Below are 20,946 nucleotides of genomic sequence, written 5' to 3'. Positions count from 1 at the left end.
TGCGTGGGCCGTCAGGGGTATCAGTCCGCACAGTCAAACGGGTACGATGCACTCCGGTTTTTTGGGCGGCGCGCAGGGCGCAGGAGCGCGGAAGCGGAGGATGCGTGCGCGCGCGGGAACGGGCCGACGACGTACTGCGGATGTACCGGCTGGCCCGATCCGGCGGGACGCAGGAGCTGCTGCGCTGGGTGTCCGGCCGGGCGGAGGGCTGGGCCGGACTGCTCGACAGGGACGGCACCGTCCTGCACGGTGTGACGAGGACCCCGGACCGTACGGGCGTCGACGCCGCCGCACTGGCCACCGAGGGCGCCAAGGAACTGGCCTCGCTCGGCGCACGCTCCTTCTCGTTCGACAGGGGTCCGTACACCGCACTGCTGTTCCCGCTGGACGGCCCGCCCGACGCCTCTCCCCCGGTCCTGGCCGTCGTCGCCCCGCGCCCGCTGCCGCACGGATTGCTCGCGCTGCTCGCCGACGTCGCGATGCCGCTCGCCCTGTGCTGGACGGCGGAGACCGTGGAACGCAAGCGGCGCCGCGTCGACCTGGCGGAGTCGCGCAGCCGGGAAGCGGTGCTGCATCTGCTCATGACCGGTCAGCTGTCCATCGCGCATCAGGTGGCGGGTGCGCTGAAACCCACGCTGCCGGACCCCGTGCGGGTGTGCGTCGTGGAGTGCCCGGGCGGTCGCCGCGACGAGGTCGCGCGGATCTGCGCGGCGCTGTCCGGCGGCCGGTCCTGGATCGTGCGGTGCCCGGTGTACGCACGCCATCTGATCCTCATCGTGCCGGCCGACCCGGACGCGGCCGGACAGCCGCTCGGCCGCCGGGTCGCCGATGAGGTGGACGAGTGCGTGGTGGGGGCGAGCGAGGACGTACCGCTGTCCGACACGGCGACCGGTTACCGGCAGGCGTTCCACGCCCTGGCCGTGGCCCGCGGGCTGCCCGCCCGGCACGCCCGCTTCGGCTCGGCACCGCAGGCCGCCCAGGTCGTCGGTGCGGCCGGTGCGCGGTGGGCGGACGCGCTGCTGCACCCGTTGCTCACGTACCTGCCGCGGCGCAGCCATGACCCGGGCAGCCAGGAACTCGCGGCGACCCTCGCCTCCTGGCTCGCGTTCTCCTCGCATGCGACCCAGCATCTGAAGATCCACCGGAACACCCTGACCGCACGGCTCCGGCTGATCGGCGAACTGCTCGGCCTCGACCTGAACCGGGTCGCCGACCAGGCGGCCCTCGACCTGGCCCTGCGCATCCGCGCCACGCCCACCGTGTCCCGGACGGTCCGCCCGGACGAGGCGACGCCGGAGCCGTCCCACCGGCTGGACGACATCCTGCGCGGCCCGGCCGTGCAGGAGTGGGCGGCCCAGCAACTGCACCCACTCACCGCGTCGGGGGCCTCCGGAAGCACGGCCGATCCACGGACAACACTGCGTACCTGGCTGGGCTGTGAGGCCCAACTGGGGCCGACAGCCGCTGCGTTGGGCATTTCGGTGCCGGGGGTCCGCAAGCGTCTCACCCGCCTCGAGTCGGCTCTTCGGCGCTCGCTGCTCCAGGCGCCGAGTGCGCGGTACGACCTGTGGCTGGCCCTCCGGACGCTGGATGTCGCAGGTGCCGACGCCGCCCGGTGAACCGGAACTGGGGCGTGTCCGGCCGGGGCCGGACACGCCCCCGTCGGGTGGGGGGCCGAGCCTCAGCAGCTCAGGTTGGAGCCGGGGTGGTGCCGAGGATCCGGACAAACGCCTGGTAGCGGTCGATACGGCTCCGGACCTGGGCGGGGTTGCCGCCGTTGCACTCCAGGGAACCCCTGGCCACCGTCGGCCGCCTCGGCGGCGCGATCGGCTCCAGCGAACTGCGCGCAGGCTCGAAACTCCCGGGCGCGCGGGGGAACGGCCAGGACGTGATCCGTACCCATGGGCATCTGCCGTGCGCGACGCCGAAGGGGCTGCGGATCTGCGGGGAGGACTGAACAGAACGTGGTGAGGGCCGGGACTCGCCGTCCCGGCCCTCACCACGTGTTCGCGCTCCCGTGGGGACTCCTTCGCAGGAACCCGCGGGGACTCCTTACAGGAAGGAGTTGATCTCGATGGTCTCGGTGCGGCCGGGGCCGACACCGATCGCGGAGATCGGGGCGCCGGACATCTCCTCCAGCGCCTTCACGTACGCCTGCGCGTTCTTCGGCAGATCGTCGAAGGTCTTGGCCTTCGTGATGTCCTCGGACCAGCCCGGCAGCATCTCGTAGACCGGCTTCGCGTGGTGGAAGTCGGTCTGGCTGTACGGGAGTTCCTCGACGCGCTTGCCGTCGATCTCGTACGCGACGCACACCGGGATCTGCTCCCAGCCGGTCAGCACGTCCAGCTTGGTGAGGAAGAAGTCGGTGAGACCGTTGACCCGGGTCGCGTACCGCGCGATGACCGCGTCGAACCAGCCGCAGCGACGGTCGCGGCCGGTGGTGACACCGCGCTCGCCGCCGATCCGGCGCAGCGCCTCGCCGTCCTCGTCGAGCAGTTCCGTCGGGAACGGGCCCGCGCCGACGCGGGTGGTGTACGCCTTGAGGATGCCGATGACCCGGCTGATCTTCGTCGGGCCCACGCCGGCACCGGTGCAGGCGCCGCCCGCGGTCGGGTTCGACGAGGTGACGAAGGGGTACGTGCCGTGGTCGACGTCGAGCAGCGTGCCCTGACCGCCCTCGAAGAGGACGACCTTGCCCGCGTCGATGGCGTTGTTCAGGACCAGCGTCGTGTCGGCGACGTACGGCTTGATCTGCTCCGCGTACTGGAGCATCTCCTCGACGATCTTGCCGGGCTCGATCGCGCGCCGGTTGAAGACCTTGGCGAGGAGCTGGTTCTTCTGCTCCAGGGCCGCCTCGACCTTCTGCTCCAGGATCGACTCGTCGTAGAGGTCCTGGACGCGGATGCCCACACGGTTGATCTTGTCGGCGTACGTCGGGCCAATGCCGCGGCCCGTCGTACCGATCTTGCGCTTCCCGAGGAACCGTTCCGTCACCTTGTCGACCGTGACGTTGTACGGGGTGATCAAATGGGCATTGCCGCTGATCAGCAACTTGGACGTGTCCACGCCGCGGTCGTTCAGCCCACTCAGCTCGGAGAGCAGGACGGCCGGGTCGACGACGACACCGTTTCCGATGACCGGGGTACACCCCGGCGAAAGGATTCCGGAGGGGAGGAGATGAAGTGCGTACTTCTGGTCACCGACGACCACCGTGTGGCCGGCATTGTTGCCGCCTTGGTAGCGCACCACATAGTCCACGGATCCACCGAGGAGGTCGGTGGCCTTTCCCTTGCCCTCGTCACCCCACTGAGCACCGAGCAGCACAAGTGCGGGCACAGGCGTACACCCCTTCCGGGCGGGGCATGTCCAAGGTCAGGGGGCGTACGTAAACGTCGTACATGTCGTACGACGATGTACGACAAGGCCTGAACCGTCGAACCGGGTGCCCCGGAATAGACGAAGCCCCTGGCGCAATAGCGCAAGGGGCTCTTGCACCAAGATGCTACCCGAGGAAGGACCGAGGTGTCGGCTGCCCAGCCCCCCGGCGACGGTGCGCACCAGCTGCTGGTGGTCATCGACCCGGTAGCCCGCCGGACCGACGGCGAGTCCGTCCGCATCGCGAAGGACGTACTCAGTGCCGGTTCGCACGCCAAGATCTGCCTGCCCGACGGGCCCGAGGAGTTCGCGCGGGCCTTGTCCCGCCGGGGGAGTCGGCGGCCGGTGGTGGTCGGCGACGACCGGACGCTGCGGCGGGCGGTGGCCCTGCTGCACCGGGAGCGGGAGCCGGCCGGGAACGCGCTCGCGCTGATCCCGGTCGGCGCGACGGCCGCGCTGGAACTCGCCCATTCACTCGGCGTGCCCCGGGGCGCGGTGGCGGCGGCGCGCACCGCGCTGGACGGTGCCGTACGCAAGCTCGACCTGCTGGTGGACGACAGCGACGGCGTCGTCCTGGGCACGGTGCGCATCCCGGCCCTGAGCGCGCTGCCCGGCGCGGTGGCCGACCGTACCGGGGTCACAGCGGTCTGGGACACCTGTCGCTCCCTGGTCCGCACCCTGGTGCGCCCCGCCCCGCCCCCGTCCCCCGCACCGCCGCGCACGCACCGGCTGCGGGTCGAGGCGGACGGCGTCCTGCTGAACGATCTGGACCGCCCGGTCGAGTCGGTGACGGTCACCTCGCAGGGCGGCGACGGCGGCCTCGCGGAGGTGGTGATCCGCCCTCCGTCGGCCGACCCGGTCACGGCGGAGGCGAAGGCCGTCACGGTCTCGGGCCCGGACTTCCGCTACCGCGCGGACATACAGGTCGGCGGCCCGGTCCGGACACGGACGTGGACGGTGCGGGCGGGCGCCTGGGGGCTGATGCTGCCGGTGGCCGAGGGGTAACCTCCGGCGCGGAGCAGGCCGGGCGGTGCCGGGCGGAAGGGCGGGGCTGCGGATGTCGGACGATTCGAGCGATGCGGACAGACCGGGGACGGGCGCGGGGGCGGTGACACCCGTGCCGGGGGTGGTGCGGGCGCGCCCGGTCGCGCTGGACCTGCCGGGGACGACGGACGCGCTGGAGCGGTACTGGACCTCGGCCTGGCACTGGTTCGGTGGCGGCGCAACGGGGGTGTGCTCGGCGGTGTTCCTCGCTGTGTTCCTCGACGGGTGGTCCGTGTCTCCGACGCTCGGCGGTCTCGGCGGTGCGCTGCTGATGGGCGGGGCCGTGGTGAGGCACCGGGCCCGCCGGATGCGGCAGGTGCTCGGCGCCGGGCCGTGGGTGGCCCACTCCTCGGTCGCCCTGCAGCGCGGCAGCAGCGGGGCTGCCGTGGTGCTGAGCGGGCCCGGAACGGGGGAGCTGCTCCCGCTGGCCCCGTCGACGCCGCAGTGGCGCTTCCCCCTGCTGAACGGCCCCGGTGGGGTGCTGTGGTGGTGCGGTGATCCCCGCAAGGGAGGTGTGCTGGCGCCGCCCGGCGGTACGGAACTGATCTGGGCGAAGCCGGTGCGGGGCCGCCGGGCCCGTTCGATCGCGGCCCGCCCGCAGGTCAGCGGCCTCCGCACGCGCCCGGCCCCGAGCCAGCCGCAGATCGCTACGGGCGCTACGGGCCATGCGGGGGTTACGGGGGTTACGGGCGTGGTCAGGGCGGCGGAGGCGGCGGTCCCGGCGCCGGTGGTGGAGGCGCGGAGGCGGCGACCCTGGTGGCGGGGGATCTTCCGCTGGGTGTTCGTCCTCGGCTGCCTCCTCATGGCGCTCGCCACCTGGTGGTCGGCGGCGTCCGACGACGACCCGTACGTCGACCTGACGGTGATCGGTGAACGCGGTGACGGCCGCTGTGCCGTGCGGTGGACCGATCCGTTCGACGGCCACGAACGCACGGGGCTGTTCCACTGCGCCCGGTACCAGGCCTCGGTCGAGGGCTACGAGAGCGGCTTCGTCGTGTCGTACCCGCCGTTCAAGGGCGATCTGTACGACTCGGAGCTGCGCGGCACCCCGGCCTTCATGGTGACGGACGTCGTCGGGTTCAGCGGGCTGGCGCTGATCGCGTTCGGGGCCGTCGGCGGGGTGGCCCGCCTGGTCGTACGGGGGCCGGGCTGCCCGCGCCGACCGGCACGGCGGAACTGCGCGGCCGGCCCGACGGGCTGCCGTTGGTCGTGGCCTGGATAGAGGGACGCCCGTACTGGCCACAGGACGTGTACGCGGACGTCGACCCGTCCGACCCCCGCACCCTCGACGTACTCCCGGACATGGCCCCCGGCCCGGCGTAAGGGCATCGGCCCGGCGGACAGACATCCGCCCCGCGCGACAGGCGTCCGGCCCCGCGTGCCGGACATCCGCCCCGCGTGCCGGACATCCGCCCCGCGCGAGGGACATCCGCCCACGCCTCCTCGGGCGTGCACGACCAGGCCCCTACTTACGCTCGCCTGCCGTCGGGAGGCCGAGCGTCTTGCGGTGCTCGCGCCAGCGGTCCATCATCCCGCCCAGCTCCGCCTGCGCGAACTCGAAGAACGCCGCCGTCTCGGCGAGCCGGGCGCCGGCCGGGGTGTGCTCGCCCAGGGCGCGAGCGCCTTCCTTGAGCGTGTTCTCCCAGCGGGTGATCACCCGGTCGCGCTGGGTGAAGGTGGTGTACCAGACCTCGTCGTGCAGGCGGTAGCGGTCCCGGCGCGAGCCGGGGTCGCGCTCACGGCCGACCATGCTGACCTGCGTGAGGTAATTGACCGCGCCGGACACGGCCGCCGGGCTGATCTGCAGGGCCATGGCGAGCTCGGCCGAAGTCATCGACCCGTCGTCGTCCGCGAGGAGCGCGGCGAAGACACGGGACGCCATCCGCTGCATCCCCGCCTCGGTCATCTCGGACGCGAACCGCTCCACGAACCGCGACACGGCCTCCGCGTCGCGCTCATCACGCGTGTTCTGTTCGGTTTCGCTGGTCATCGCCCGATCGTCTCCCCTGATTCCCGGCCCCGGCCGTGTCCCCAACTTTATACGCTTCCTTAACTTCACACGTTTGTGAAAGTAGCGTATCTTCAGAACCATGACGAAGGCAATCACGGTGGCCGGGCTGCACAAATCCTTCGGCCGGACACACGCACTGGACGGCCTCGACCTCACGGTCGAGACCGGCGAGGTCCATGGCTTCCTCGGGCCCAACGGGTCCGGGAAGTCCACCACCATCCGGGTGCTGCTGGGTCTGCTGCGGGCCGACTCCGGCGCCGCCCAACTACTCGGCCGCGACCCCTGGATCGACGCGGTGGAGCTCCACAGACGCGTGGCGTACGTCCCGGGGGACGTCACGCTGTGGCGCAACCTCTCCGGCGGCGAGGTGATCGACCTGTACGGGCGGCTGCGCGGCGGCCTCGACCCGGCCCGGCGCGCCGACCTCGTCGCGCGGTTCGAGCTCGACCCGACGAAGAAGGGGCGTACGTACTCCAAGGGCAACCGGCAGAAGGTCGCCCTCGTCGCCGCGTTCGCCTCCGATGTGGATCTGCTGATCCTCGACGAGCCGACGAGCGGGCTCGATCCGCTGATGGAGGAGGTCTTCCAGGGCTGCGTCGCCGAGGAGCGGGCGCGCGGGCGGACGATCCTGCTGTCCAGCCACATCCTCAGCGAGGTCGAATCGCTCTGCGACCGGGTCAGCATCATCCGCCAGGGGCGGACGGTGGAGACCGGTTCGCTGGCGGACATGCGCCACCTGACCCGTACGAACATCAACGCCGAGCTGGCCGGTGCGCCCAACGGGCTCGCGCGGCTGCCCGGCGTCCATGACCTCGACATCCAGGGCCTACGGGTCACGCTCCAGGTCGACACGGACAAGCTGGACGCCGTCCTCAAGTCACTCTCCGCATCGGGTGTACGGACGCTGACCAGCACCCCGCCCACCCTGGAGGAGCTCTTTCTGCGTCACTACGCGGCCGGCGCGAGCGACAGCGGCGAAGGTGCGGGGGTGGCGGCGCGATGACTGCCGTGACCACGACCGCACCGGCCGGTGCGGGACGCCGGACCGGGGCAGGAGCCGGGGCGGGCCGGCTCGCCGGCACCTGGACCCTGCTGAGGCTCGCGTTGCGGCGCGACCGGATCATGATGCCGATCTGGGTGATCGTGCTCGGCGGCTCCTTCTCCTCCGTCGGCAGGTCCTTCGCCTCGCTGTACGACACCGCCGCCCAACGCGCCGAACTCGCCGCGTCGATGAACGCCAACAGCTCGCTCCGCGCGCTGTACGGGCCGGTCTTCGACGACTCCGTCGGCGGACTCGTCAGCTGGCGAATGGTCGGCTTCGGCGGCGCGATGGCGGCCGTGATGAGCCTCGTCATCGTCATCCGGCACACCCGGGAGGAAGAGGAGACCGGCCGTCAGGAAATGCTCTCCTCCGCCGTGGTGGGGCGCCGCGCCCCACTGACCTCCGCGCTCCTCGCCGCGCTGATCGCCAACGCGGCGCTGGCGTTGGCGATCGCGGCCGGTATGGCGGGGTCCGGCGCGGGCGGCGCCGGCGCGGTGGCGCTCGCCCTGGCGGTCGCCGGGATCGGTGTGCTGTTCGCCTGCACCGCCGCGATCACCGCGCAGTTCACCGAGAGCGCACGGCTCGCGAAAGGGCTCACGGCGGCGGTGCTCGGTGCCGCGTTCGTCCTGAAGGCGGCGGGCGACTCGGCGACGGACGATGCCTCGTCCGTGCTGACCTGGCTCTCCCCCATAGGCTGGGCGGAGAACGTGCGCGCGTACGCGGACGAACGCTGGTGGGTGCTGCTCGTCATCGCCGCCGCCGTCGCCGTCCAGGCCGCCCTCGCCTACTCCCTGACGGGGCGACGCGATGTCGGCATGAGCTTCCTGGCGACCCGGCCCGGGCCGGCGCAGGGGCGGATCTCCACGGCGTTCGGTCTGGCGCTGCGGCTCCAGCGCGGTGCGCTGATCGGCTGGACGCTGTCCTTCGCCGCGGTCGGTGTCGTCTTCGGCGGGCTGACCGGCGGGGCGGCGGACCTCGTCGGCGGCAACGCGAAGACGAAGGAAATCTTCGAGCGCATGGGCGGACAGGCCGGTCTGACCGACGCGTTCCTCGCGGCGATGGTCTCCATGCTCGGGATGGTCGCGGCGCTGTACATCGTCGCGTCGGTGCTGCGGCTGCACGGTGAGGAGACCACCGGGCGCGCCGAACCGGTGCTGGCGGGCGGGGTCGGCCGGATCGGGTGGGCGGCCGGTCATCTGGTCGTCGCGTTCGGCGGCGCAGCCCTGATCATGGCGGTGGGCGGCCTCGGCCTGGCCGCCGGTTACGGACATGAACTCCCGGCCGTGCTGGGCGCGTCGTTGGTGCAGCTGCCCGCGGTCTGGCTGCTGGGCGGGATGACGGTCCTGCTGTACGGGGCGCTTCCGAAGGCGGCGATGGCGTCCTGGGGCGTGGCCGGGATATGCCTGGCGCTGGGGTGGATCGGGCCCGCCATCGATCTGCCGCAGCCGGTGATGGACGTATCCCCGTTCACGCATCTGCCGAAGCTGCCGGGGGGCACAGGGATGGAGTGGGGGCCGGTGCTGGCACTCACCGCGGCTGCGGTGGTGCTGGTGGGGGCAGGGGTGACGGCGCTGCGGAGACGCGATGTCCTCACGTGACGGGGGCGGCGAGGATGGCCCCGGGATGAGGGCGGGGCTCCCTCGGAAGTGCAACCCTCCCGTGGTGCGCCCGCGTCCCCCAGATCATGGAGAACCGACGCGAAGCCATCCGGGGAGTCTGCGGATGCGTGGTCGCCGCCGCCGGTGGGGCCGCGGGGATGCTGACCTGGGCCCCCTACGGCCGGCGCGGCATCTTCGGCGGCTTCGAGGGCGAGTCGGAGTGGGATGTGCTCTGGCTCGGGCTGCCGGTCATGACTCTCGGCGGCATCGCTGCCGGAATCGCCCTCTTCGCCCTCGTCCAGGGAAAGTGGCGGCGGGCGCTCGGGGCGGGGGTGCTCCTCACGGCCCTCGTCGGCTTCGGGGTCGCGTTCGACGTACTGGCGGGCCCGCCGCTGAACTGCGGTCCCATGCCGGCGTGCTGAGTCCCGGACCCCGCCCCTCCCCCCTTTCCCCCGGCTCACTCCGTCACAGCTCGACACGCAGTTCCTTCAGGCCCCTGATCACATAGCCCGGGTTCCACTCGGGCTCGGCAGTCAGGCACAGATTCGGGGCGCGGCGCAGCAACTCACCGAAGGAGGCGGAAAGTTCGACCCGGGCCAGCGGGGCGCCCAGGCAGAAGTGGATGCCCGCGCCGAAGGTGATGTGCGGGTTCTCCCGGCGGGCCAGGTCGAGGGCGTCGGGGGCCGGGAAGCGGGCCGGGTCGCGGTTGGCGGAGCCGAAGAGGAGGGCGACCTCGGAGCCGCGCGGAATGACCGTGCCGTCGATCTCGATGTCGTCGAGGACCCAGCGCTCGAAGAGCTGGAGCGGGGTGTCGTACCGCATCAGCTCCTCGATCGCCGTCGGCAGCAGCCCGTGGTCGGCGCGCAGGGCGGCCAGTTGCCCGGGGTGGCGCAGCAGGGCCCACCAGCCGTTCACCGTGGTGTTGACGGTCGCCTCGTGGCCCGCGTTGAGCAGCAGCACGCAGGTGGAGACCATCTCCTGTTCGCTCAGCCGCTCCCCCTCGTCGTGGGCGGCGATGAGTGCGGAGATCAGATCCGTACCGGGGTTCTTGCGCCGCTCCTTGATCAGCTCGCGCAGATACGCGGAGAAGTCGAGCGAGGCGCGGACGGCGGCGCGGGCGGTGTCGTCGGACGGGTTGAGTTCGTACATGCCGCAGATCGCCGCCGACCAGGGCCGCAGCGGGGCGCGGTCGGACTCCGGGATGCCGAGCATCTCGGCGATGACGGCGACGGGCAGCGGCTCCGCGACCGACGTGAGCAGATCGCCGCCGCCCGCCTCGACTAACGAGTCGACCAGCCCGGCGGCGAGCCGTCGTACGGTCGGGAGGAGCTGCTCGACCGTACGCGGGGTGAACGCCTTGGAGACCAGGCGCCGGATCCGGGTGTGGTCGGGGGCCTCCAGGTCGAGGAGCCCCTGCCCGTTGAGGGTGTGGAAGGGCTCGTGCTCGGCGGGCGGCGGCGTACGGCCGAACTCCTCGTGGGTGAAGCGGTGCAGGTACGTACGGCCCAGGCGGCGGTCGCGCAGCAGGGCGGACACGTCGAAGTGGTGCGGTACGAGCCACTGGTCGGTGGGCTCGAAGTAATGCACCCGGCCGGTGGCACGCAGCCCGGCGTAGGCGGGGTACGGGTCCGCGACGAACGCCGGCGACCAGGGATCGAAGGATCGGAAGGGTTCGAAGGAGCCATCGGCCGCGGAACGGGAAGACGGGTACATGTACGGACGCTAACCGGACGGGACGGCCGCCGACCACCCTCCCCGGACGCCCGACCGCCGACCGCCCCGCCCCGGCTCGGCTCGGCTCGGCTCCGCTCAGGATGGTGTGACCAGCCGGGCCTCGTACGCGAAGACGGCCGCCTGGGTGCGGTCGCGCAGCCCCAGCTTCACCAGGATGCGGCTCACATGCGTCTTGATGGTGGACTCGGCGACCACGAGATGCGAGGCGATCTCCGCGTTGGACCGGCCCTGGGCGATGAGCACGAGCACCTCCGTCTCGCGCTCCGTGAGGTCGCCGACCCGGGCGAAGGCGGGCGGTCGCGGAGCCTCGGCGAGCTTGGAGAACTCGTTGATCAGCCGCTTGGTGACGGCCGGGGCGAGCAGCGCCTCACCGGCGGCCACCACCCGTACCCCCTCGGCGAGTTGCCGGGCGGAGGCGTCCTTGAGCAGGAAGCCGGACGCCCCGGCCCGCAGCGCCTGGTACACGTACTCGTCCAGGTCGAAGGTGGTCAGCACCAGCACCTTGGCGTCCGCGTCGGCGGCGACGATCTCGCGGGTGGCCTCGATGCCGTTGAGTTCCGGCATCCGGATGTCCATCAGCACCACGTCGGGACGCAGCGCCGCGACCTGCGCGATGGCCTGCCGGCCGTCGACGGCCTCGCCGACGACCTCGATCCCCGGCATGGCGTTGAGCAGCACCGAGAATCCCTCGCGGACCATCATCTGGTCGTCGACGATCAGCACCCGGATGGACGGAGCGGCGGAGGTGAAGGAGGAGGTGGTCATGCCTGCTCCACCTGCGCCTTGTGCATCTCGTGCGTCTTGTGTGTCTCGTGCGACTCGTGCGACTCGTCCGACTCGTCCGACTCGTGTGTCTCGTCCGTGTCGCGGGCGGGCTGAACGGGGATGAACACGGTGATCTCGTAACCGCCCTCCGCCGTCGGCTCGGCCGTCATGTCGCCGTCCAGCATCGCGACCCGCTCCCGCATCCCCGTGATCCCGTGGCCGGCCCCCGGTGAGGGCTTCACCGGACCGGTCGGCGGCCCGTTGACGACCCGCAGCCCGAGTCCGCCCAGCACATAGCCGATCTCGACCTTGGCGGTGGCGCCCGGTGCGTGGCGCAGCGTGTTGCTGAGGGCTTCCTGAATGATCCGGTACGCCGACAGTTCGACGCCCTGCGGCAGTTCACGTACCGCGCCGGTGATCGTCTTCTCCGTCTCCAGGCCCGCCTCGCGCACATTGGCGAGGAGCCCGTCGAGCTGGGCGAGGGTGGGCTGCGGGGCGTCCGGCGCCTGGTAGTCCTCGGCCCGTACGACGCCCAGGACCCGGCGCAGTTCGGTGAGGGCGGCGACCGCGTTCTCCCGGATCGTGACGAAGGCCTGCTCCAGCTCGGGCGGCGGATTCTCCACCCGGTACGGGGCGGCCTCGGCCTGGATCGCGACGACCGACATGTGATGGGCGACCACGTCGTGCAGCTCCCGGGCGATGGTGGTGCGCTCCTCCAGGAGCGTGCGCCGGTCGCGTTCGACGGCGGTCACGGTGCGCTGCACGGTCACCTCGCGCTCCGCGTCGCGACGGATCTGCACCACGGCCACCACCAGCAGCGCGAAAGCGGAGACCACGGCGAAGGCGTTGACGGTAGACGTGGGGTGCCAGCCGCCGAAGTTCTCCAGCGCGGCGCCGAGCAGCACCGTGAAGCCCCACATCCAGGCGGCGGCACGGGGGCGGGTCCGGGCGGCGACCACGACCAGCACGGTCAGGTGTGAGAGGAAGGTGCTCGGCGTCCAGGGCCAGGGGCCACCATTGGCGAACGCCGTCAACGGGGTGAGCGCCATCGATATCCAGAACGCGCCGACCGGCCTGACCAGCGTCATCAGCACGGTGATCGCCGGAAACAGCGCGAGCACGATGACGTCGAGCATGAAATGCAGCCTGACGGAGTCCGCCGAGACGAGGCCCATGAGGGCCACGAACAGCGCGGCCGCCCCGACCAGCGCCTGGGGTGTCCAGGCGACACGCTCACGCATCCGCTCCGGCAGCCGTCGCACCAGCGACCCGTCGGTCCGCATCCGCTCCAGCGGCCGGTAGGCGAAGGCATTACGGAACAGGTCCTGCCGCAGGCTGCCCAACGCCCCGGCGGCCGCTCGGTACTCGGGGCTTCTGCTCTTGGTCTCGGTCACGTTTCCAAGGTAGGGGCCGAAACGGCGCGGGTCGTCAGCAGTGATACGGATCCTGCGCCGTCCGTCGCAAGTACTACGGGGCCCGCACCGCCGTCGGACCCCCGCTCACCAGGCAAGCTGGGCGAGCTCCTCCGCCACCACCGCGCACGCGTCGCTCGCCGGATCGATCAGCGGGTAGTGGCCGACGTCGGGCAGCAGGGTCAGGCCCACCGTCTCGCCCGCCTTCGCCGCCGCGTCGACGAACGCCTCCGCGACGGCCTGCGGCATATCGACGTCTGTGGTGCCCTGCACCACGGTGGTCGCGATTCCGGTGGGCAGCAGCACGGCCGGGTCGGCGTGCGCGGCCCGCTCCTCGAAGTCCTCCTCGCGGCCGAGGAACTGGCCGACCGCCCCCGAGCACACGTTCAGCTCGACGGCCGTGGTGAAGTCGGCGATCGGCGCGAGGGCGACGACGCCCCGCAGCGGCGGCGGTACGGGCAGCCGCCACGGCGAGCCTTCGGGCAGTACGTGCCGGGCGGCGGCCCACAGGGCGAGCTGCCCGCCGGCGGAGTGCCCGGTGACGACGATCCGCCGGGCATCGGCCTCCGGGAGCTCCCGGGCCAGCAGCGCCGGCAGCGCGTCCATCGCCGCGGCGACATCGTCGAAGGTCTCCGGCCAACGGCCCGCGACCGGACCGGAACCCCGCTGCTGCGGGATCTCGCTGCCCCGCCGGTACTCGACACTGGCCACGGCGAAGCCGCGCCGGGCCAGGAAGTCCGCGAACGGCGACACATGCTGCCGGTCGTACGGCGCCCGCCATGCCCCGCCGTGCACGACGACCACGACCGGCGCACCGGCCCGGCCGTCCCGCGGGGCGTAGAAGTCGATCAGCTGGTCGGGGTGGTTGCCGTAGGCGGCGGACGCATCGGGGGTGACCGGTGGATGCGAGAGGGCCGACTCGGTCTCGGCTGCGTCACGATCACGCGCGGCAGAATCCGACATGGTGCTCCAACCGTCCTGTATCCGGGCCCGACAGCCCAACAATCCAACAGCTCAACAGTCCACCAGCCCAACTGGCCTGATCTGCGGGGACGGTACCAGTACGGAAGGTTCCCGTCCCCGCCGAAGGATCATGGCAGGGGTGCCCGGATCCCGGCTCCTAGCCCTCCAGCACCTCGCCCAGCACCCGCGCCGCTCGCTCCACGTCCGCGAAACCCACGTACAGCGGGGTGAACCCGAACCGCAGCACGTCCGGCCGCCGCAGATCCCCGACGACACCCCGTGCGATGAGCGCGCTCATCACCGGCTCCGCGTCCTCGCACCGCAGCGCGACCTGGCTGCCGCGTTCCGCGTGCGCGGCCGGGGTGAGGGAGGTGACCCGGCCCTCGGGCACGTACGCGGCGACGCACTCCAGGAAGAAGTCCGTCAGCGCCAGGGACTTGGCCCGTACCGCCTCGACCGACACCCCGTTCCACACGTCGAGCGACGCTTCGAGCGCCAGCATGGACAGGATGTCGGGGGTGCCGACCCGGCCCCGTACGGCACCGTCCGCCGGGGCGTACCCGGGTGCCATGCCGAACGGGTCGGCGTGCGACGTCCACCCCGGCAGGGGCGAGTCGAAGGCCGCCTGGTGGCGCTCGGCGACGTACAGGTAGGCGGGCGATCCGGGGCCGCCGTTCAGGTACTTGTAGGTGCAGCCGACCGCGAGGTCCACGCCGTGCCCATCGAGCCCGACGGGCAGGGCGCCCGCGCTGTGGCACAGGTCCCAGACGGCGAGGCCGCCCGCCGCGTGCACGGCGGCGGTGAGTCCGGGCAGGTCGTGGAGCCTGCCGGTGCGGTAGTCGACATGGTTGAGCAGGACTGCGGCGGTACGCGGACCGAGCGCGTCCGGTACGTCGGCAGGGGCGACCGGGACGAGCCGGTGGCCGGTCATCCGGGCCGCGGACGCGGCGATGTACCCGTCCGTGGGGAACGTCGTCGCGTCGACGAGGATCTCGTCGCGTCCCTCGGGTGCCAGCCGGCTCGCGGCGACGACGGCCTTGAAGACGTTCACGCTGGTGGAGTCGCCGACGACGATCTGCCCGGCGGCAGCCCCGACGAGCGGAGCTATCCGGTCGCCGATCCGCTCCGGCGCGGTCCACCAGCCGCTCTCGTCCCAGGACCGGATGCGCAGCTCGCCCCACTCGCGGGTGAGGACCTCCTGCACCCGGGCGGGTACGTGAGCGGGCAGTGCACCCAGCGAGTTGCCGTCGAGGTAGACGGTGTCGTCCAGGGTGAACAGCTTGCGCAGATCGGCGAGCCGGTCGGCGGCGTCGAGTGCCGCGGCCCGCGCGGCGAAGGTCTCAGACATGGCTGCGCGCCGTCCACAGCTCGGGGAAGACGTTCTTCGTGGCCCGCTTCTCCAGCCACGCGACCCCGGCGGAACCGCCGGTCCCGGTCTTCGAGCCCATCGCGCGCCGGGTGGCGACGAGATGGTCGTTGCGCCAGCGCCACACCAGTTCGCCGACATCGGTCAGCGCCTCACCGAGCCGGACCAGTTCGTCGTGCTGGTCGGGGTTGGCGTAGATCTCCGTCCAGACGGCCTCGACCTCGGGGGACGGCTCGTACTTCTGCGTCAGGTCCCGGCCGAGCACGGCCTGCGGTACGGCGTGCCCGCGCCGGGCGAGCAGGGCGAGCGCCTCGTCGTACAGGCTCGGCTCGGCGAGCGCCTTCTCCAGCTCGGCGTGGACGCGGGGCGCGCCCCGGTGCGGCACGAGCATGGACGCGGACTTGTCGCCGAGCAGGAACTCCATCCGCCGGTACATCGCCGACTGGAAGCCGGAGCCCTCCCCGAGGGCGGCGCGGTAGGAGTTGAACTGGGCGGGGGTGAGCTGGGCGAGCGGCGTCCAGGAGGCGTTGAGCGCCTCCAGTTCCCGCACCGACCGCTTGAGCGCGTCGCGCGCGACGGTCAGCCGGTCCTCGCGCAGGGCGTGCGCGGCGGTCTCCCACTCGTGGACTATGACGGTGAACCACAGCTCCATGACCTGGGTGGTGACCAGGAAGACCATTTCGCCCGGGTCGTCGGAGCGAAGGTGCTGGAGATGGGTCAGGACATCCGCCTGGACGTAGTCCTCGTACGGAGTCGTTCCCGCGAAGTCGAGGTGCGGGGTCTGCGCACCGGTGGCTTCGGGGTCGGGGTGGATCGTCGACATTGCTGTCTCCTCGACACGAGCTTCCGGGTAGCGGTCCGCCCCTTCCGTGAGGTGATGGAGCTCCGGTCCCCTGTCGGCATCCTAGACGGGGCCCGCGGGAGTGCGCAGACCCCGCAGACGTAGGGCTCTGTCTGCGGGGTCCGGTATGTGTGCGACCGGCCGGATACGACCAGCCGTGAACGTCCAGCGTTGAACGTTCAGCCGTGAACGTCTAGCCGAGGGTCTCCGCGGCGGTCGGCGAGGAGTCGCGGAGGAACGTCGAGCAGCGCTCGTACTCCTCCTGCTCACCGATCGCCTGGGCGGCCCGCGCCAGGGCGTGCAGGGCGCGCAGGAAGCCGCGGTTCGGCTCGTGCTCGAACGGTACGGGGCCGTGGCCCTTCCAGCCGGCCCTGCGCAGCGCGTCGAGGCCGCGGTGGTAGCCGGTACGGGCGTAGGCGTACGACTCGATGACGCGGCCGCCCTCGAACGCCTCGTCGGCGAGCTGTGCCCAGGCCAGGGAGGAGGTCGGGTACTTCGCGGCGACATCGGCGGGGGCCGTGCCGTTCGCGAGCAGCTCGCGCGGCTCCGGGTCGTCGGGCAGGTGGGTCGGGGGAGGTCCCCCGAGCAGGTTTTCGTGGATCGACATGGGTTCAAGTGTGCCTGTCACCTGCGCGCCGGGGTACCCGGGCGCCGTACGGAGGGCTGGTTCACGCCGGGAGGTGCCCGAGCGCGCCGGGAGAAGCCCGTACGCGCCGGGAGAAGCCCGTACGCGCCGGGATACGCAGGTGCATCGCGCGAAGGTCCGGTCCGCGCCGGGGGCGACGGCGCCCCGTCGAGGGTCAGTTCGGGCCCTGTTCCCCCGTCTCCTCCTGCACGGGCTCCAGGGGCGGGGCGACGACGCCGCAGTGCACCGTGCACTCGGGCCGCGGCTTCTCCTCGTCCGCCGTTACGGCAGGCTTCCGTACGGTCGTCCAGGCGATCAGCGAGCCCAGTACGAGCAGCCCGGCGCACATCGGCATGGCCCGCCGGAACGTCGCGGCGAACTCGTCGGCGTTCCGGTAGGCCTCCGGGCCCATCCCGGCGAGCAGCGGCAGCGCGGCCACCGCGATCAGCCCGGCGGCGCGGGCGGCCGCGTTGTTGATCCCGCTGGCAAGGCCGGCGCGTGCGGTCTCCACGGAGGCCAGAACGGTCGCGGTGAGCGGAGCCACCACCGTCACGAGTCCGACGCCGAGCACCCCGACCGCGGGGAGCACATCGGTGAAGTAGCCGGAGACGGAGTTCGATCCCGGCCCGACCCGCAGCATCAGCAGCATTCCGGCCGCGGCGAGCAGGGGGCCGACGGTGAGCGGGATGCGGGGCCCGATGCGCTGCCCCAGCTCGCCCGAGGACGCCGAGAACAGCAGCATCAGCACGGTCGCGGGCAGCAGGGCCGTGCCCGCGCCGAGGGCCGAGTACCCGGCCACGACCTGGAGCTGGATCGCCGAGAGGAAGAAGTAGCCGCCGAGCGCCGCGTACACGCAGAGGGTGATGATGTTGACGACGGTGAACTGCCGGGACGCGAACACCGACGGCGGCAGCATCGGGTCCGGCCGCCGCCGCTCCACCCGCACGAATGCCGCCCCGAGCACGATCCCGCCGACGGCCGACCCGATCACCGCACCGGACGCCCCCTGTCCCGGCGCCTCGATCAGCGCGTACGTCACCAGGGCGAGGGCAAGCGCGCCGAGCATGGCGCCCAGCACGTCGAAGCGCCCGCGCGCGTGCGGGTCACGCGATTCCGGTACGTGGCGCAGCGCCACCGGCAGGCAGACCGCGGCGAGCGGCACATTGAGCAGGAACACCCACCGCCAGCCGGGCCCGTCGACGAGCCACCCGCCGACGAACGGCCCGACGGCGGCGCCGACCCCGCCGAGCCCCGACCACAGCCCGACGGCGCGGGCCCGGTCGTCCGGATGGAAGCTCGCCTGGATCAGCGCCAGCGAACCGGGGGTGAGGAGCGCCCCGCCGATGCCCTGGAGGGCGCGGGCGGCGATCAGGACGGGGGCGTTCGGCGCGATGCCGCACAGCACGGACGCGGTGGCGAACCAGACGACTCCGACGACGAAGACCCGCCGCCGCCCGTACCGGTCGCCGAGGGCGCCCCCGAGGAGGATCAGCCCGGCGAGCGTCAGCATGTAGGCGTTGACGGTCCACTGGAGGGCGGCCAGGTCGGTGCCGAGGTCCTTGCCGATGCGGGGCAGGGCGACGTTGATGACGGTGGAGTCGAGCATGGCCATGCTGGAGCCGAGGACGGTGGTGAGGATGACCCAGCGTCCGAGTGCGGAGGCGACACGGATCCCACCGGCGGTTGTCTCGCCCATGTGAGCAGCATCCCCGCTCCCCGTCCGCGCGGCCAGTCCGGATCCGCGGGGCGGACAGCCGTCCCTCGCTGCTCCGACCTGGAAGATTCGCGAGATTCGCAAGGGGGTCGCCTGCGGGTGATCAGCCCACTGGGCTCCGTGCGATTCGTCGGCCCGGCAGAGAGAGCGGCATGTCGTGGTCCAACCGGAGCAGCCGCTCCCTCGTTGCCACGGCCATCGGCGCCGGGCTCGTTCTCCTCGGTGGCTGCGCCTCAGAGGCTGTCGGGTGACCTCCGGTCGGGAAGCGGACGCGGTCTGGTGCGTGCGATTCCAAGGCGCCGGGATGTCCTCGTAGCGGAGCTACTAGGGCATTTCGGCAACGCGGGAAGCGTGCGTGCCAGGGCGTGGCCGCCCGATCAGAGGTCACCCGACAGCCTCTCAGGTGAGGGAAACGCTTCCTCCTCTGCGTCGACGGCTTCTCCTGCCCCGTCGCCGTCGGTGACCGTGCGGCCGCCGGGAGCGGCAGAGCCGGCGGCCGCCCTGCCCCGGAGAGAGTCGCTGCCGGGCTACGGCGTGGACGGTGAGCCCACGTCGAAGACGGGCGCCGGCATCCCCGACCAGGGCGTCCGGCCCGCGGCGTGCCGAGCGCTCCAGGACGCCCGATCCGGCAGCTCCTCCGCCTCGGTGGCCGAAGCCCGGGTCTTCATATCCGCTTCGACTTTCGCCCCGCCGGTCGAGACCCTCACCTTCACCAGCCACCGCCCCGGCGGCGCGGCCTCGTACCTCGCCGCAGTGGACGAGGCACTCGGCGCCTGCCCGTCGCTTTCCTTCCTGAGCCGATCCGGCGAACGAATCAGGGCAGAGATCGAGCGAGTGCCTGACCGGGTGTCCGCGGGCGACGCCTCGGCGAGTTTCCGCATGTACTGGGCTCTGAATGTCGATGGGTTCAAGACCGAGACGTTTTCCCTGGTCACGGCTGTCCGATCCGGGGAGGCGATCACGACCGTCGCATCGGACAGCGTCGTCGGCAGCCGGCTCTCGGCCGCGAAGAAGCGTGCGCTCCTACCGAAGCTGGATCAGGCTCTCCTGAAGCGCGAAGCCGACGCCCTCCGCCGCCCTCCGCGCGGCGCAGGAAAGCTGAGTTCCTGGTGCCGCGTCGGGCAGCGTCTGCCCTGTCCCGGCACGCTGCTCGGACGAACGTCGGACCTGCGCGCGCGAAACCTCCTCGGCCTGTCGGCCCGGGTCCGGGCCTGTCCGGCCCGATGGCCGGTGATCAGAGCGCTACCGCCCGTACGCCCCGGATCAGCGCCTCCACGCCCGCCTCAGCCTTGGACCGGGGACACCCGACGTTCAGCCGTACGAAGCCCTCGGCCCCGTACACCGCCCCCGGCATCACCGCGACCTTCTCGCGCTCGATCAGCACCCGCTGCAACGCCTCGTCGTCGACGCCCGCCGGGCGCAGATCGATCCAGGCCAGGTAACCGGCCTGCGGCGGCTCCCAGCCCAGTTCCGGGAACGCCCCGTTCAGCCGTTCCGCGACCAGCGCCAGGTTCCCGGCGACATACGCGCGGACCTCGTCCAGCCACGCCCCGGCCTCCCGGTACGCGGCGATGTGCGCGGTGAGCGACAGCACCGCCGGGGAGGCGAGCCCCTCCGCCGTCTCCATGCGGCGCAGGAACTCCGTCCGGTCGGCCGGGTCGCCGATCAACCCGTACGAGCCGGTCAGCGCCGGGAAGTTGAACGCCTTCGACGCGGAGGAGATCAGCGCCCAGCGCCCCTCACCGCCGACCCGCGTCCACGGCACGTGCGCGCGCCCCTCGTGCACGAAGTCCGCGTGGATCTCGTCGCTGATCACCGCGACCCCGTGCCGGGCGGCGAGCGCGGCCATCCGGCTCAGTTCGGCCTCCGTCCACACCCGGCCCGTCGGGTTGTGCGGCGAGCAGACGAGCAGGACCTTGCTGTCGGGGCGGGCGAGCTCGCGTTCCAGCGCGGCCGTGTCCCCCACCGGCACGCCGCGCAGCTCGCGCCCGAGCCCGGTGATCGCCTTGCGGAAACCGTCGTACGTCGGGGCGTGGACGACGACGCCCTCGCCGTCGGCCGTCCACATCTGCAGCAGCTGCGAGAGCTGGCTGAGCACGGACGGCCCGTACACCAGCTGTCCGGTGTCTATCCGGGTCCCGTACCGGGTCGCGTACCAGTGGGCTATCGCCGAGCGGAAGTCGTCCTGCTGCCACATCGTGTAGCCGAACACCCCGTGGTCGAGCCGGGCCCGCAGCGCGTCCAGCACCTCCGGCGCGGTCTCGAAGTCCATGTCGGAGATGGTGAACGGCAGCAGCCCGTCCACCCCGAACCGGTCCGCGACCCCGTCCCACTGGACGCACCAGGTGCCCCGGCGGTCGGCGACGGTGTCGAAGTCATAGCGCGCACTGGAACTCACGGCGATCCCTCATACCTTTCTCGGACATGCCGTGGGCCCGGCACCCCCAGGGGTACCG

The 20,946-nt window shown here is 72.1% G+C and carries 18 protein-coding genes; 7 read left to right on the top strand and 11 right to left on the bottom strand.

Annotation, left to right across the window (positions count from 1 at the left end; translation table 11 throughout):
- Positions 1–140: 140 nt before the first annotated feature.
- A complete protein-coding gene (locus ACFVV1_RS32475; RefSeq protein ID WP_389996900.1) occupies positions 141–1,619 on the top strand; it encodes a helix-turn-helix domain-containing protein in 1,479 nt (492 codons plus the stop codon).
- 158 nt (positions 1,620–1,777) lie between these two features.
- Positions 1,778–1,957 (top strand): hypothetical protein, encoded by a 180-nt coding sequence (locus ACFVV1_RS32470; protein ID WP_389996925.1) that lies wholly within the window; start codon positions 1,778–1,780, stop codon positions 1,955–1,957.
- A 95-nt stretch (positions 1,958–2,052) separates the two neighbouring features.
- On the opposite strand, the gene ACFVV1_RS32465 is transcribed toward ACFVV1_RS32470, so the two are convergent.
- Positions 2,053–3,336 carry an adenylosuccinate synthase gene (locus ACFVV1_RS32465; protein WP_266906188.1) on the bottom strand — a complete coding sequence of 428 codons (1,284 nt, stop codon included), beginning with the start codon at positions 3,334–3,336 and terminating at the stop codon, positions 2,053–2,055.
- 186 nt (positions 3,337–3,522) lie between these two features.
- Between ACFVV1_RS32465 and ACFVV1_RS32460 the strand changes: the two genes are divergently transcribed.
- On the top strand, positions 3,523–4,380 hold the full coding sequence (locus ACFVV1_RS32460; RefSeq protein WP_389996704.1) for a diacylglycerol kinase family protein: 858 nt from the start codon (positions 3,523–3,525) through the stop codon (positions 4,378–4,380).
- Positions 4,381–4,432: 52 nt separating this feature from the next.
- Positions 4,433–5,641, top strand: a complete 1,209-nt coding sequence (locus tag ACFVV1_RS32455) for a hypothetical protein (RefSeq protein WP_389996701.1) — start codon at positions 4,433–4,435, stop codon at positions 5,639–5,641.
- 243 nt (positions 5,642–5,884) lie between these two features.
- On the opposite strand, the gene ACFVV1_RS32450 is transcribed toward ACFVV1_RS32455, so the two are convergent.
- Positions 5,885–6,409, bottom strand: a complete 525-nt coding sequence (locus ACFVV1_RS32450; protein ID WP_389996699.1) for a GbsR/MarR family transcriptional regulator — start codon at positions 6,407–6,409, stop codon at positions 5,885–5,887.
- A gap of 100 nt (positions 6,410–6,509) precedes the next feature.
- Between ACFVV1_RS32450 and ACFVV1_RS32445 the strand changes: the two genes are divergently transcribed.
- From ACFVV1_RS32445 to ACFVV1_RS32435, 3 genes are all read left to right on the top strand, one after another.
- On the top strand, positions 6,510–7,433 hold the full coding sequence (locus tag ACFVV1_RS32445; protein ID WP_389996696.1) for an ATP-binding cassette domain-containing protein: 924 nt from the start codon (positions 6,510–6,512) through the stop codon (positions 7,431–7,433).
- The gene (locus ACFVV1_RS32440; RefSeq protein WP_389996693.1) at positions 7,430–9,070 is read left to right on the top strand and encodes an ABC transporter permease; all 1,641 of its coding nucleotides are present in this window, start codon (positions 7,430–7,432) and stop codon (positions 9,068–9,070) included. Before ACFVV1_RS32445 ends, ACFVV1_RS32440 begins: the two co-directional genes overlap by 4 nt.
- Positions 9,071–9,156: 86 nt before the next feature.
- Positions 9,157–9,492, top strand: coding sequence for a hypothetical protein (locus ACFVV1_RS32435; protein WP_389996690.1), 336 nt, complete (start codon positions 9,157–9,159; stop codon positions 9,490–9,492).
- A 43-nt stretch (positions 9,493–9,535) separates the two neighbouring features.
- Here the strand turns inward: ACFVV1_RS32435 and ACFVV1_RS32430 are convergent, their stop codons facing one another.
- The 9 genes from ACFVV1_RS32430 to ACFVV1_RS32390 form a co-directional block, all read right to left on the bottom strand.
- A complete protein-coding gene (locus ACFVV1_RS32430; RefSeq protein WP_389996687.1) occupies positions 9,536–10,783 on the bottom strand; it encodes a cytochrome P450 in 1,248 nt (415 codons plus the stop codon).
- A 96-nt stretch (positions 10,784–10,879) separates the two neighbouring features.
- On the bottom strand, positions 10,880–11,569 hold the full coding sequence (locus tag ACFVV1_RS32425) for a response regulator (protein WP_389996684.1): 690 nt from the start codon (positions 11,567–11,569) through the stop codon (positions 10,880–10,882).
- Positions 11,566–12,963 carry a sensor histidine kinase gene (locus tag ACFVV1_RS32420; protein WP_389996681.1) on the bottom strand — a complete coding sequence of 466 codons (1,398 nt, stop codon included), beginning with the start codon at positions 12,961–12,963 and terminating at the stop codon, positions 11,566–11,568. Before ACFVV1_RS32420 ends, ACFVV1_RS32425 begins: the two co-directional genes overlap by 4 nt.
- Before the next feature lie 105 nt (positions 12,964–13,068).
- Entirely contained in the window at positions 13,069–13,944 is an 876-nt protein-coding gene (locus ACFVV1_RS32415; protein ID WP_389996678.1) for an alpha/beta hydrolase family protein, read from the bottom strand.
- 157 nt (positions 13,945–14,101) lie between these two features.
- Positions 14,102–15,292, bottom strand: a complete 1,191-nt coding sequence (gene kynU, locus ACFVV1_RS32410; RefSeq protein ID WP_389996675.1) for a kynureninase — start codon at positions 15,290–15,292, stop codon at positions 14,102–14,104.
- Positions 15,285–16,133 carry a tryptophan 2,3-dioxygenase family protein gene (locus ACFVV1_RS32405; RefSeq protein ID WP_389996672.1) on the bottom strand — a complete coding sequence of 283 codons (849 nt, stop codon included), beginning with the start codon at positions 16,131–16,133 and terminating at the stop codon, positions 15,285–15,287. Before ACFVV1_RS32405 ends, kynU begins: the two co-directional genes overlap by 8 nt.
- Positions 16,134–16,344: 211 nt before the next feature.
- Positions 16,345–16,758, bottom strand: coding sequence for a DUF3151 domain-containing protein (locus ACFVV1_RS32400; RefSeq protein WP_093899369.1), 414 nt, complete (start codon positions 16,756–16,758; stop codon positions 16,345–16,347).
- A gap of 193 nt (positions 16,759–16,951) precedes the next feature.
- Complete coding sequence (locus ACFVV1_RS32395) at positions 16,952–18,472, bottom strand: MFS transporter (protein WP_389996669.1); 1,521 nt, start codon at positions 18,470–18,472, stop codon at positions 16,952–16,954.
- Positions 18,473–19,724: 1,252 nt separating this feature from the next.
- On the bottom strand, positions 19,725–20,888 hold the full coding sequence (locus tag ACFVV1_RS32390; protein WP_389996666.1) for a MalY/PatB family protein: 1,164 nt from the start codon (positions 20,886–20,888) through the stop codon (positions 19,725–19,727).
- Positions 20,889–20,946: the final 58 nt, after the last annotated feature.

The organism is Streptomyces sp. NPDC058092, from assembly GCF_042884935.1.
Lineage (GTDB): Bacteria > Actinomycetota > Actinomycetes > Streptomycetales > Streptomycetaceae > Streptomyces.
This window is presented reverse-complemented; position numbering and strand designations above follow the sequence as displayed.